This is a genomic window from Nocardioides sp. (genome assembly GCF_047607365.1).
GTDB lineage: Bacteria > Actinomycetota > Actinomycetes > Propionibacteriales > Nocardioidaceae > Nocardioides.
In genome coordinates this window covers 60,194-71,931 of sequence record NZ_JASGDD010000050.1, presented here as the reverse complement: position 1 = coordinate 71,931, position 11,738 = coordinate 60,194, and the positions used below count along the sequence as shown (strand labels likewise).

General features: G+C 70.9%; 12 protein-coding genes. 7 read left to right on the top strand and 5 right to left on the bottom strand.

What is annotated here, in order from left to right:
- The 3 genes from QM572_RS04550 to QM572_RS04540 form a co-directional block, all read right to left on the bottom strand.
- A partial coding sequence (locus QM572_RS04550; protein WP_415090494.1) for a hypothetical protein occupies window positions 1–212 on the bottom strand: 212 nt, incomplete at its 3' end.
- Window positions 213–238: 26 nt separating this feature from the next.
- The gene (locus QM572_RS04545) at window positions 239–1,690 is read right to left on the bottom strand and encodes an APC family permease (RefSeq protein WP_415090492.1); all 1,452 of its coding nucleotides are present in this window, start codon (window positions 1,688–1,690) and stop codon (window positions 239–241) included.
- A 35-nt stretch (window positions 1,691–1,725) separates the two neighbouring features.
- Window positions 1,726–3,000 carry an aminotransferase class III-fold pyridoxal phosphate-dependent enzyme gene (locus QM572_RS04540; RefSeq protein ID WP_415090490.1) on the bottom strand — a complete coding sequence of 425 codons (1,275 nt, stop codon included), beginning with the start codon at window positions 2,998–3,000 and terminating at the stop codon, window positions 1,726–1,728.
- 164 nt (window positions 3,001–3,164) lie between these two features.
- On the opposite strand from QM572_RS04540, the gene QM572_RS04535 reads away from it, so the two are divergent.
- Together QM572_RS04535 and QM572_RS04530 are read left to right on the top strand one after the other, a co-directional pair.
- A complete protein-coding gene (locus QM572_RS04535) occupies window positions 3,165–3,779 on the top strand; it encodes a TetR/AcrR family transcriptional regulator (protein WP_415090488.1) in 615 nt (204 codons plus the stop codon).
- A gap of 68 nt (window positions 3,780–3,847) precedes the next feature.
- On the top strand, window positions 3,848–4,423 hold the full coding sequence (locus tag QM572_RS04530) for a TetR/AcrR family transcriptional regulator (protein WP_415090486.1): 576 nt from the start codon (window positions 3,848–3,850) through the stop codon (window positions 4,421–4,423).
- Window positions 4,424–4,441: 18 nt separating this feature from the next.
- On the opposite strand, the gene ald is transcribed toward QM572_RS04530, so the two are convergent.
- On the bottom strand, window positions 4,442–5,557 hold the full coding sequence (gene ald / locus QM572_RS04525; RefSeq protein ID WP_415090484.1) for an alanine dehydrogenase: 1,116 nt from the start codon (window positions 5,555–5,557) through the stop codon (window positions 4,442–4,444).
- Window positions 5,558–5,625: 68 nt separating this feature from the next.
- On the opposite strand from ald, the gene QM572_RS04520 reads away from it, so the two are divergent.
- Window positions 5,626–6,171, top strand: a complete 546-nt coding sequence (locus QM572_RS04520; protein ID WP_415090482.1) for an Lrp/AsnC family transcriptional regulator — start codon at window positions 5,626–5,628, stop codon at window positions 6,169–6,171.
- A gap of 27 nt (window positions 6,172–6,198) precedes the next feature.
- Here QM572_RS04520 and QM572_RS04515 read toward each other — a convergent pair whose 3' ends face one another.
- Window positions 6,199–6,762 (bottom strand): TetR/AcrR family transcriptional regulator, encoded by a 564-nt coding sequence (locus QM572_RS04515; protein WP_415090480.1) that lies wholly within the window; start codon window positions 6,760–6,762, stop codon window positions 6,199–6,201.
- 75 nt (window positions 6,763–6,837) lie between these two features.
- On the opposite strand from QM572_RS04515, the gene QM572_RS04510 reads away from it, so the two are divergent.
- The 4 genes from QM572_RS04510 to QM572_RS04495 are packed head-to-tail and all read left to right on the top strand — an operon-like array spanning window position 6,838 to window position 11,710.
- Window positions 6,838–7,893: a DUF3533 domain-containing protein gene (locus QM572_RS04510; protein ID WP_415090478.1), complete on the top strand. Its 1,056-nt coding sequence runs from the start codon at window positions 6,838–6,840 to the stop codon at window positions 7,891–7,893.
- Window positions 7,890–8,993 carry an alpha/beta hydrolase gene (locus QM572_RS04505; RefSeq protein ID WP_415090476.1) on the top strand — a complete coding sequence of 368 codons (1,104 nt, stop codon included), beginning with the start codon at window positions 7,890–7,892 and terminating at the stop codon, window positions 8,991–8,993. The genes QM572_RS04510 and QM572_RS04505 overlap by 4 nt, the downstream gene beginning before the upstream one ends.
- On the top strand, window positions 8,990–9,877 hold the full coding sequence (locus QM572_RS04500; protein ID WP_415090474.1) for a 3-hydroxyacyl-CoA dehydrogenase: 888 nt from the start codon (window positions 8,990–8,992) through the stop codon (window positions 9,875–9,877). Before QM572_RS04505 ends, QM572_RS04500 begins: the two co-directional genes overlap by 4 nt.
- Before the next feature lie 30 nt (window positions 9,878–9,907).
- Entirely contained in the window at window positions 9,908–11,710 is a 1,803-nt protein-coding gene (locus QM572_RS04495; protein WP_415090472.1) for an oleate hydratase, read from the top strand.
- Window positions 11,711–11,738 lie beyond the last annotated feature (28 nt).

Below are 11,738 nucleotides of genomic sequence, written 5' to 3'. Positions count from 1 at the left end.
GTCGCCGCCGTGGCCGTCGCGGTGTAGGTGGAGCCGTTCACACCGACGTACGTGCTCTCGCTCGGGGTGGCGCCGTCGTTGGTGACCCGGAGCCGGAGGCACGTCCCGTCGAGGTCGTACGCCGGCGACGACGGCGCCGCCGCGACGGCCGGCGCCGGACCGGTCACAGTGAGCCCGGCCCCCGCGACGAGGAGGGCCGCGAGCAGGGCCACCCCACGACGAGGAGGCCGGGCCGCGCTCACAGCTCGCCCACCAGGCTGGGCGCCGGCAGCAGGTCGGCGTCGTGCTCGCCACGCAGGCTCCGCCACGCCCAGAGCGCGTAGCCCCCGGCCAGGGCGACCAGCAGGACCAGCGGCACCAGGTGGGCGCCGAGCGAGTCCTTCCCGGTCAGGACCGAGTAGTTGGCCACGATGGCGACACAGGCGAGCAACGCGCCGATCGCCCCGAGGGCGGGAGCGACCACGGTCGACCAGCCGGCGCGGTGGCCCCGGCGGACGAAGTAGACGACGACCGAGATCGAGACCAACGCCTGCGCGGCGACGATGCCGAGCGTGAAGAGGCCGGTGAGCGAGGTGGCCAAGCCGATGTAGGGGTCGGCCCCGACGAGCGCGAAGACCACGAACAGCGCCGTGCCGAGCGCGCCGAGCACCGTCGAGGCCGTCGCCGGCGAGAGGTGCCGCGGGTGCACCGCGGCCATGAGGCCGGGCAGCGCGCCGCGGTTGGCCAGCGTCTGGGCGTAGCGGGCGCTGGCGTTGTGCAATGCGACGAAGCAGGCCAGCAGCGAGGTCACGAAGAAGACCTGGGTGACGTCGAGGAAGGTCTGGTTCACCTCGCCGAGCGCGACGGCGAAGACCAGCTCGCCCTGGAGCTGCCCGGCGGTCTCGACAGCCGCCGCGGTCCCGACCGAGCCGATCACGAGCCAGGCCGTGACGACGTACAGGAGTGCGATGGCGACGACGGCGGCGTAGGTCGCGCGCGGCACGGACCGCGCGGGATCCCGGGCCTCACGCGTGTAGAGCACCGCCGACTCGACACCGATGAAGCTGGTGAAGCCGACGAGGACGGCCGGGCCGAGGTTGCCCGAGAAGGCATTGCCGAGGCTGAAGACGTCGAGCGGGAACGCGTCCAGGCCGTGGTTGACGACGATGGCGGCGTCCATGACGAGGACGACGGCGATCTCGGCCGCCATCAGGACGACCAGCAGGCGGGCGGACAGGTCGGCGGCCCGCCGGCCCAGCACGGTCACGAGCGCGAAGGCCGCGAAGGTGTAGGCCCACCACGGCAGGTCGACGCCGTGCATGCTGCCGATGATGTTGCCGAAGTAGCCGGTCGCCGCGGCGAGCGACAGCGCGCCCGTCCAGTAGGCGATGCCGGTGAGATAGGCCGTGCCGAGCCCGAGCCCGGAGCCGAGACCGGCGCGGACGAGGTCGGCGAACCCGCCGTCGGCGCGGACCTCGCGCGCCAGGCGCATGAAGCCGGTGACGAGGCAGGCGATGACCAGGCCTGCGGCGAGGAACGCGGCTGGCAGGCCGATCCCGTTGCCGAGGAGGATGCCGGTCGGAAGGTTGCCGATGGCGACGCCGAGGGGCGCCGCGGCGGCGACGATCATGAGGAGCAGGTGCTGGGTACGGAGCCGGCCGCCGGGCTGCGCGGCCTGGGCGGCGTTGGTGGTGCTGACGGACGCGGACATGATGGGTCTCCCGTGGGTGGGTGGTGGATCCGAGATCAGAGGGCGGCGCGTACGACGTCGGCCCCCGCGGCCGCGGCCGCCAGTGCCAGGTCGATCGACTGCTCGGTGTGAGCCGCGCTGATGAACCAGTTGTGCCAGGGGTGCAGGAAGGCGCCGTGCTCGAGCGCGGTGCCGCAGAAGAGGTTGGCCAGCCGCATCTCCGGGTCGCCCTCGAACCGGATCTTCGGCATGGTGGGCTCGCCCGAGACGATCATCGGGATGCCGGTGCTCGTCGCGATCGAGCGCAGGCCGGTGAGCAGGCGCTCGCCGAGCGTGGTCATCCGGCCGACCGCGTCGGTGCGAGCGGCCTCGGTGATGGTGGCGATGGCGGCCGCCATCGGGACGGCCTGGAGCCAGAACGACCCGGTGAGGTAGACGCCGTTCGCGGCCTCGCGCAGCGCGTCGGTGCCGGTCACGGCCGAGATCGGGTAGCCGTTGGCCAGCGCCTTGCTGAACGCCGACAGGTCGGGGCGGATGCCGAGCGACTCCCAGGATCCGCGCAGGTCCAGCCGGAAGCCCGCGCGCACCTCGTCGAGGATGAGGACGGCGCCGATCCGGTCGCACACGGCGCGGACGCCGGCGGCGAAGGCCGGGTCGACGAGGGCGAGGTCGCCGAAGCCGTCGTGGAAGAACGGGGTGACGATCACCGCGGCGACGTCGCCCTCGTGCGCGGCGACCGCAGCCTCGAGCGAGGCGAGGTCGTTGTAGGCGAACTCGACGATGTTGGCCCGGTCCTCGGCGGTGACGCCGGACATGATCGGCGTGAACGGCGGGTTCGACCCGTGGTAGGAGGTCGTCGCCTTGAGCACCTTCCGCCGGCCGGTGGCGGCGCGGGCGATCGTGCAGCACGCCGTCGTGGCGTCGGTGCCGTTCTTGCCGAAGACCGCCCAGTCGGCGTGGCTGACGGTGTCGACGAGGAGCTCGGCGAGCTCGACCATGCGGGCCGACGGGCCGTTGTTGATGTCGCCGATCGCGGCCTGGCGGCGTACGGCCTCCTCGACCCCGGGGTGGGCGTAGCCCAGGAGGACGGGCCCCCACGAGCACATCAGGTCGACGTACTCGTTGCCGTCGACGTCGACCACGGTGGCGCCGTGGGCGGTCTCGTAGAACTGCGGGAAGTTGACGGGCAGGTGGGTCATCTCGACGTCGAGGTGGCCGTACATCCCTCCGGGGACGACACGGCGGGCGCGGGCGCGGAGCGCCTGGTCGAGGGGCCCCGACCCCCGCGTGAGGATGGGGGCCTGGGCTGCCTGCTGATCGAGCTGGACCATGGGTGGAACCTTCCGAGCGGTGCCCCCGGCGGGGGCCTACGGCTACTGTTGGCTCCGACTTTATTTTGGACGGACGTCCGATATAAGTCATCTGCGTAACGTTCACGTGACGCGGCATCCGCTCGGGTAGGTTGCCCGCATCCCCACGTCCCGAGGAGGACTCCGTGCCCAAGATCGTCGACCACGAGGCGCGCCGCCAGGAGATCGTGGCCGCCACCATGCGCGTGGTCGAGCGGGTCGGGCTGGAGGGCGTGACCATCCGCGAGATCGCCCGGGAGGCCGGCTGCTCCGCGGGGATCCTGGCGCACTACTTCAAGAACAAGGACGACATCCTCGTGACGGCCCACGTGGCCGCGTTCGCGCAGGTCATCAGGCGCATCGACGCCTTGCGGGAGAGGATCGACAACCCCGTCGACCTGATGCGCCGGGCCCTCGAGGAGGCCCTGCCGCTCGACCCGCCCCGTCACCTCGAGGCGAAGATCGACGTCAGCTTCTGGGGCCTCGCCCTCCATGACGATCGCCTCAGGGAGGTGCGGGAGCAGAGCTACGAGTCAGGGGTGGCGGCGTGGCAGGAGCAGGTCGAGGTGATCGTGGCGGCCGGTCTCGCGCGCGAGGACACCGATGCCGCCGCCGTCGCCCGCGAGACCGCCGCCCTGATCGACGGCATCTCGATCGAGGCCGTGCTCTTCCCCACCAAGATGACGCCCGAGCGCCAGCTGGCCGCGATCGAGCACCATCTGGCGAGCTTCACGCGGGTGGAGGCTCGCTCACCGCGATGACGTGAGCGAGCCGGCCGGCATCTAGTGGTCCGTCCGGAAAGTTCTGGACGGACCACTAGGCTGCGGCCATGTCGACGCCCGCCAAGCCCGCGTATCACCACGGTGATCTGCGTGCGGCGCTGCTCACGAGCGCGATGGCGATGCTGGAGAGCGGCGAGCCGTTCTCGCTGCGAGCGGTCGCCCGGAGGGCGGGGGTCTCCGCGGCGGCCCCCTACCGCCACTTCGCGGACCGCGAGGCGCTCGAGTCGGCGCTCGCCGCGCAGGGGCTCCGCGACCTGAAGGCCGACCTCGTGGCCTCCGGCGTCCCGACGCAGCCGTCGGACCTGGCCGAGCTCGCGATCGCGTACGTCGGCTTCGCCCTGCGCCGGCCGGCGCTGTTCCGGCTGATGTTCGGCCAGGAGTGCGACCCCACGAACGACCAGCGGGTGCAGGCCGCGGCCGAGCTCCACGAGATGCTGGCCGTGGTGATGGGCGGCATCTTCCCGGACGCCGACGCGGAGGCGCTCGCCGCGGCGGGCTGGGCCCTCGCGCACGGCCTCGCCTTCCTCCATCTGGACGGCAAGCTCAGCGCGACGTCGGACGAGGAGGTCGCCGCCCGCGTGCGCGGCGCCTTCGCCGCGATCCTGTCCGTCCAGCCGGGCTGACCGCCCCTCGGCGCGGGCTCAGCCGAGCACGTCCGCGAGCGCGACCGACTCGAGGCCGTGGGCCTCGGCGACGGGCGCGCTGGTGAGCTGGCCGCCGAACGTGTTGAGCCCCAGCCCGAGCGCGGCGTCGCTCGCCAGAGCCTTCCTCCAGCCCTTGTCGGCGAGGGCGACGGTGTAGGGCAGCGTGGCGTTGGTGAGCGCGTACGTCGAGGTGTTGGGCACGGCGCCCGGCATGTTCGCCACGCAGTAGAACGTCGAGCCGTGCACCCGGAAGGTCGGGTCGGCGTGGGTCGTGGGACGGGTGTCCTCGAAGCAGCCGCCCTGGTCCACGGCGATGTCGACGAGCACGGAGCCCGGCTTCATCTGGGAGACCAGCTCGTTCGAGACCAGCTTGGGGGCCGCGGCGCCGGGGATGAGCACCGCGCCGATGACGAGGTCGGCCTCGCGGACCTGCTGCTCGAGCACGAGTCGCGAAGAGGCCAGGCCGTGGACCCGGTTGCCGTAGCGCCAGAACGACATCCGGAGCTTGTCGAGGTCGGTGTCGAGCAGGGTCACGTCCGCCCCCATGCCCAGGGCGATGTTGGCGGCGTTCTGGCCCGAGACGCCGGCGCCGATGACGACGACCTTCGCGTTCGCCACACCGCCGACGCCGCCGAGCAGGACGCCGCGACCGCCCTCGGCCTTGAGCAGCGCGTGGGCGCCGACCTGCGGGGCGAGGCAGCCCGCCACCTCGGACATCGGGTAGAGCAGCGGCAGTCCGCCGGAGGCCAGCTGCACCGTCTCGTAGGCGATGCCGGTGGTCTTGGTGGCCAGCAGCTCGTCGGTCAGCGCGCGGTCCGCCGCGAGGTGGAGATAGGTGAAGAGGGTGAGGTCGGGCCGCAGGCGGTGGTACTCCTCCGCGATCGGCTCCTTGACCTTCACGACCATCTCGGACTCGCCCCAGACGTCGTCGGCCGAGTCGATCAGCGTCGCGCCGGCCGCGGCGTACTCGGCGTCGGCGATGGAGGAGCCGAGGCCGGCCCCGGTCTGGACGACGACCTGGTGGCCGCGCGAGACCAGCTCGTGCACGCCGATGGGCGTCATGGCGACGCGGTACTCGTGGTTCTTCACTTCCTGCGGGACACCGATTCTCATATCCCGAGCGTGCGCCACATGTTCGCCAGGTGGCACTCAGATCGAACGAAATTCTCTAAGATCGCGACATGAGTCCCACTTCGTCTGATCCCGGCGGCTCCGGCGGCACCCGGCCGAAGAATGTTCGATCCTCGGGCCTGGAGCTGCGCTCGACCGAGCAGCCGGCTCTCGACGACATCGACCGGCTCCTCGTCAGCGAGCTGTCGGCCGACGCCCGGATGCCCAACAACGCGCTCGCGAAGCGGGCCGGCATCGCGCCCTCGACCTGCCTGGCGAGGGTCACCCGGCTGCGCCAGATCGGGGTGATCCGCGGCTTCCACGCCGACATCGACCCCTCGCTCACCGGCCGGCCGATCCAGGCGCTCGTCGCCGTACGCATCCAGGGGACCGGGCGGACCCGGCTCAACGAGCTCCAGGCCTACCTCGTCCGCCAGCCGGGCGTCCTCGACGTCTACCTCCTCGGCGGAGCCCACGACTTCATGGTCCACGTCGCCGCGCCGAGCACCGACAGCCTCAACGACTTCGTGACCAAGCACCTCAGCGGGAACGCCGACATCGCCCACACCGAGACCAACCTGATCTTCAGGCACGGCCGCTCGCAGCGCTACCACTGAGCCATTCCCCACAGCGACAGCCGGGACTCAGCCGTCGCGCAGTCCGAACACCAAGCGGGTCGCCACCTCCGTGACGATGGTGTCGTCGAGGTCCGTGATCACACCGTTCATGGCGCGGCGGTGGAGCAACGCTCCGACGACGATGTCGAAGGCGCGGTCGACGTCGTCGGCCTCGAGGCGCCAGTCCCGTACCAGTCGGCTGGTGAACGGGTCGCGGATGCGGGCGCGCAGCCTTCCGCGCAGCTCGGCATCGTGCGCCGCCTCCGCCACCAGCCCGGACAGCAGGGCGGCGACCGTCGGATGCCGGACCCGGTCCGCGAGCCAGCTCACCGCCGCGTGCAGCCCCTCCTCCGTGGGCACCGTCACCACGGGCGGCTCGCCCAGCACCTGGGCCAAGGCGTCGACCGCGAGCGCGCCCTTCGAAGGCCAGCGCCGGTAGACGGTGGTCTTGGCCACGCCCGCACGGCGCGCGATCTCGTCGAGGGTGGTGCCGACCAGACCGTGGCGCGAGACCAGATCGGCGGTGATCGCGAGGACGGCGGGGCCGACCTCTTCCCGGCGAGGACGTCCCGCGCCCGTGGTTGTCGACATCCTTGCCACCTGCTCTACAATCGATACCGTCAGTTTCGCTACTTATAGTAGCGTAATAGAGAGAGTGAATTCGCCATGTCCGTGATCGCCGACTTCCGGCGCGAGCTCGCCGACGCGATCTCGCCGCGCACCGTGATCCTCGTCGCTGGAACACTGCTGCTCCAGCTCGGCTTCATCGCCTCGTACGTCGGGGCCTTCCACGACCCGGAGGGCCACGATGTCCCGATCGGCGTCGTGGCCTCCGCCCAGACCGCTCAGCAGATCGTCGCCCAGCTGGAGCAGGAGGACGCCGACGGGATCGACGCCCGCGCGATCTCCGACCGCTCGACCGCCGTCGAGCAGATCGAGAGCGGCGACCTGGCGGCGGCCCTGGCCGTCGACGAGTCCGGGACACAGGACGAGCTGCTGGTCGCCTCGGGCGGCGGCGCATCGCTGGTGACCGCGGTCGAGGCGGTCGCCGAGCAGACCGAGGCGCAGCAGGGGCGCACCGTGACCACGACCGACGTGATCCCTCTCCAGGACGGTGACGCGCGCGGCCTCAGCGGCTTCTACCTCACCATCGGCTGGATCATCGGCGGCTACCTGATGGCGGCGCTGCTCGGGGTCGCGAAGGGCGCCCGGCCCGCGAACGCGCACCGTGCCTCGATCAGGCTGCTCGCCACCGTCCCGTACGCCGCCCTCGCCGGCCTCGGCGGCGCCCTGATCGTCGACCCATGGCTCGGGGCGCTGACCGGTCACTTCTGGGCGCTCTGGGGGCTCGGGACGCTGCTGGTGATGGCCTCCGCCACGGTGACCACCGCACTCCAGGTGCTGGCCGGCACGCTCGGGATCGGCCTGACCGTGCTGCTGTTCGTGGTGATCGGCAACCCGAGCGCGGGCGGCGCCTTCCAGTGGGAGCTGCTACCCGGCTTCTGGCGCGTCGTCGGGCCCTGGCTGCCCAACGGCGCGGGCACGGAGGCGATCCGCCGGATCGTCTACTTCGGCGGGACCTCGACCGGCGGCCACGTCGCCGTCATCGCCGGGTACGCCGTGCTCGGTACGGTGGTCACGCTGCTCGCCTCCCGGCGGCTGGCCAGCAGGACCGGCGCGACCGGCGCGAGCGCCACGACTGGCGGTGTGCAGGCGTCATGAGCGAGGAGGCCGTCGTGCGGGCCCAGCGCTCGGTGGTGCAGCGCCTGCTCCAGCTGCCGCGACCGGTGCGACGGGCCGTCTTCGGAGCCCCTGTTGTCCGCGACGACCTGCGCCTGGACGACGAGGCCCACGCCCTCGTCCGGCTCGCGGAGCTGTCCCGGTGGCGGCGCCCGATGACCGTGGATCGGCTCCGCGAGGACCTGAGCCGCGCGATGGCGATCGGCGCGGGCTCGTGGCCGATCGGCCAGACCGACGACGTGGCCGCCGGCCACGTCCCCGCCCGGCTCTACACCCCCAGCTCCGTCAGTTCCGTCCAGGACGAGCAGGTGCAGAGCGGTCGATCAGGTGGGAAGCCCACCGCCGCGCCACTGGTGGTGTTCTTCCACGGCGGCGGCTTCGTCGGCGGCAGCATCGAGGACTACGACGGTGTCTGCCGCTTCCTCGCCGAGCAGTCCGGCACGAGGCTGCTGTCGGTCGGCTACCGGCTCGCCCCCGAGCACCCCTTCCCCGCTGCCTACGAGGACGCCCTGGCCGCCTTCGACTGGGTGCATGCGAACGCCGAGCACCTCGGGGTCGACCCCGACCGGATCGCGGTGGCCGGCGACTCCGCCGGCGGCAATCTCGCGGCCGGTGTCGCTCTGGCGGCCGGGCACCGCTGCGCCTACCAGGTGCTGCTCTATCCCGGCACGACCGCCGCCGGCGACTTCGAGTCCCGCGTCACCTTCGGCGCCGGATACGTCCTCACCTCCGAGCTCATCGAGCTCGCCGTGAACGCCTACGCGGGTGGGCGGGGCCCCGAGGACTTCGCGCTCCCCGCCGCTTCGCCGCTGCACGCCGCCGTTCCCGCGGACGTCGCCCCCGCGCTGGTGGTGACCGCCGGCTTCGACCCGCTCCGCGACGAGGGCGAGGCGTACGCCGCCAAGCTCCGCGACGCCGGGGCCGAGGTGGAGACGCGACGGCTCGAAGGCCAGATCCACGGCTTCATCGGCTACATCGGCGTGAGCCGGTCCGCCCTCGAGGCGACCCGGCAGATCGCCCAGACCCTCGGCGCGCGCCTGCGCGCCCCGTATCCATCGAAGAAGGGAACTCGTCAGTCATGAGCACCAGCACCACCCCCTCCAGCCATGCCCTCCAGAAGGTCACCGTCCTCGGCACCGGTGTCCTCGGATCGCAGATCGCCTTCCAGACCGCCCTGAGCGGCTTCGACGTCACGGCCTACGACATCAGCGATGACGTCATCGCCACGGCGAAGACCCGGTTCAGCGAGCTGGCGAAGGTCTACGAGAAGGAGGTCCCCGCAGCCGCCGGCAAGACCGAGGAGATCCTCGGCCGGATCACCTTCAGCTCGGTCCTGGCCGACGCCGTCGCCGATGCCGACCTGGTGATCGAAGCGGCCCCCGAGGTCCTCGACATCAAGCGGAAGATCTACGCCGAGCTCGCCGAGGCCGCACCGGCCAAGACCATCTTCGCGACCAACTCCTCGACTCTCCTGCCCAGCGACATCAAGGACGCCACCGGCCGACCGGAGAAGTTCCTCGCGCTCCACTTCGCCAACAAGATCTGGCAGTACAACACCGCCGAGGTCATGGGCACCACCGAGACCGACCCGGCCGTCTTCGACGCCGTCGTGGAGTTCGCGAGCCAGATCGGGATGGTGCCGATCCCGCTGCACAAGGAGAAGGCAGGCTACGTGCTCAACTCGCTGCTGGTGCCGTGGCTCAACGCCGGGCTCGGCCTGGCCGCGGGCGGCTACGCCGAGCCGGAGGACATCGACAACGTGTGGCAGATCGGCACCGGCGCCCCGTTCGGGCCGTTCCGCGCGATCGACATCATCGGCCTGAACACGCCTTACAACATCCTGGTCCACAGCACCCCGGAAGGGCAGAAGCTCGCGGCCTGGCTGAAGGAGAACTACATCGACAAGGGGAAGCTCGGCGTCGCGTCCGGCGAGGGCTTCTACGTCTACGACAAGCCTGCCGACTGAGCAGGCCCAGAAGACCGAAGGAGCAGTCCCATGTTCTACAGCAGCGGCAACTACGAGGCGTTCGCCCGTCCGCGCAAGCCCGCCGGGGTCGAGGAGAAGACGGCCTGGTTCGTCGGGGCGGGGCTCTCCTCGCTCGCCGGCGCGGCCTTCCTCATCCGCGACGGCCAGATGTCGGGCGACAAGATCACCATCCTCGAGCGGCTCGGCCTGCCCGGCGGCGCCCTCGACGGGATCAAGGAGCCCAAGAAGGGCTTCGTCATCCGCGGCGGGCGCGAGATGGAGAACCACTTCGAGTGCCTGTGGGATCTCTTCCGCTCCATCCCCTCCCTCGAGGTCGAGGGCGCCAGCGTGCTCGACGAGTTCTACTGGCTCAACAAGGACGACCCCAACTCCTCCCTGCAGCGCGCAACGGTCGAGCAGGGAAAGGACGCCGGCACCGACGGACTCTTCACCCTCACCGACAAGGCGCAGAAGGACATCATCAGGGTCTTCCTCGCGACGCGTGAGGAGATGGAGAACAAGCGCATCGACGAGGTCTTCGGCGCGGACTTCCTGGCCAGCAACTTCTGGATGTACTGGCGCACCATGTTCGCCTTCGAGCAGTGGCACTCGGCCCTGGAGATGAAGCTCTACCTGCACCGCTTCATCCACCACATCGGGGGCCTGCCGGACTTCTCGGCGCTGAAGTTCACCAAGTACAACCAGTACGAGTCGCTCGTGCTGCCGCTCTACACCTGGCTGCTCGACCAGGGGGTCACCTTCCACTTCGACACCGAGGTGACCGATGTCGACTTCGCGATCACGCCCGGGGTGGGGGAGGAGCCGAGCCGCAAGCAGGCCACCCGGCTGCACTGGACCTCCGGCGAGTCCGGCGCACCGGGCGACGGCGTCGACCTCACCGAGGACGACCTGCTCTTCATGACCATCGGATCGCTGACCGAGAACTCCGACAACGGCGACCACCACACGCCTGCGAGGCTCGACGAGGGTCCGGCGCCCGCGTGGGACCTATGGCGCAGGATCGCGGCCAACGACCCCTCCTTCGGCCGCCCCGACGTCTTCGGCGCCCACATCCCCGAGACGAAGTGGGAGTCGGCGACGGTCACCACGCTGGACGCCCGGGTCCCGGCGTACATCGAGCGGATCTGCAAGCGCGACCCGTTCAGCGGCAAGGTCGTCACCGGAGGCATCGTCACCGCCACCGACTCGGCCTGGCTGCTCAGCTGGACGGTCAACCGCCAGCCACACTTCAAGGCCCAGCCCGCCGACCAGATCGTCGTCTGGGTCTACTCGCTGTTCGTCGACACCCCGGGTGACTACGTCAAGAAGCCGATGCAGGCGTGCACCGGCGAGGAGATCACCGCGGAGTGGCTCTATCACGTGGGCGTCCCGGTCGAAGAGATCGCCGAGCTGGCCGCCACCGGCGCCAAGACCGTGCCGGTGATGATGCCCTACGTGACGTCGTTCTTCATGCCGCGTCAGGCGGGCGACCGGCCCGACGTCGTACCGGCGGGGTCGGTCAACTTCGCCTTCATCGGGCAGTTCGCCGAGACGAGGGAGCGCGACTGCATCTTCACTACCGAGTATTCGGTACGCACTCCGATGGAGGCCGTGTACACCCTCCTCGGCATCGAGCGCGGCGTGCCCGAGGTCTTCAACTCCACGTACGACGTCCGCTCGCTGCTGGCGGCCACCGGCCGGCTCCGCGACGGGGAGGAGATCAGCCTGCCGGGACCGCACTTCCTGACCGATCGCCTGCTCGGCAAGCTCGAGCGCAACGTCGTCGGCGAGCTCCTGGTCGATTTCGGCCTGGTCAAGGACGTCCGGTCGTAGCGGAGAGGGGCCTGCCCCGCCCGTCGGC

What these genes read in the sequence shown, in the direction of transcription:
- QM572_RS04545 (WP_415090492.1), bottom strand. Translation starts at nt 1,690, where the DNA reads ATGTCCGCGTCCGTCAGCACCACCAACGCCGCCCAGGCCGCGCAGCCC.
- QM572_RS04540 (WP_415090490.1), bottom strand. Translation starts at nt 3,000, where the DNA reads ATGGTCCAGCTCGATCAGCAGGCAGCCCAGGCCCCCATCCTCACGCGG.
- QM572_RS04530 (WP_415090486.1), top strand. Translation starts at nt 3,848, where the DNA reads ATGTCGACGCCCGCCAAGCCCGCGTATCACCACGGTGATCTGCGTGCG.
- ald (WP_415090484.1), bottom strand. Translation starts at nt 5,557, where the DNA reads ATGAGAATCGGTGTCCCGCAGGAAGTGAAGAACCACGAGTACCGCGTC.
- QM572_RS04520 (WP_415090482.1), top strand. Translation starts at nt 5,626, where the DNA reads ATGAGTCCCACTTCGTCTGATCCCGGCGGCTCCGGCGGCACCCGGCCG.
- QM572_RS04515 (WP_415090480.1), bottom strand. Translation starts at nt 6,762, where the DNA reads ATGTCGACAACCACGGGCGCGGGACGTCCTCGCCGGGAAGAGGTCGGC.
- QM572_RS04510 (WP_415090478.1), top strand. Translation starts at nt 6,838, where the DNA reads ATGTCCGTGATCGCCGACTTCCGGCGCGAGCTCGCCGACGCGATCTCG.
- QM572_RS04505 (WP_415090476.1), top strand. Translation starts at nt 7,890, where the DNA reads ATGAGCGAGGAGGCCGTCGTGCGGGCCCAGCGCTCGGTGGTGCAGCGC.
- QM572_RS04500 (WP_415090474.1), top strand. Translation starts at nt 8,990, where the DNA reads ATGAGCACCAGCACCACCCCCTCCAGCCATGCCCTCCAGAAGGTCACC.
- QM572_RS04495 (WP_415090472.1), top strand. Translation starts at nt 9,908, where the DNA reads ATGTTCTACAGCAGCGGCAACTACGAGGCGTTCGCCCGTCCGCGCAAG.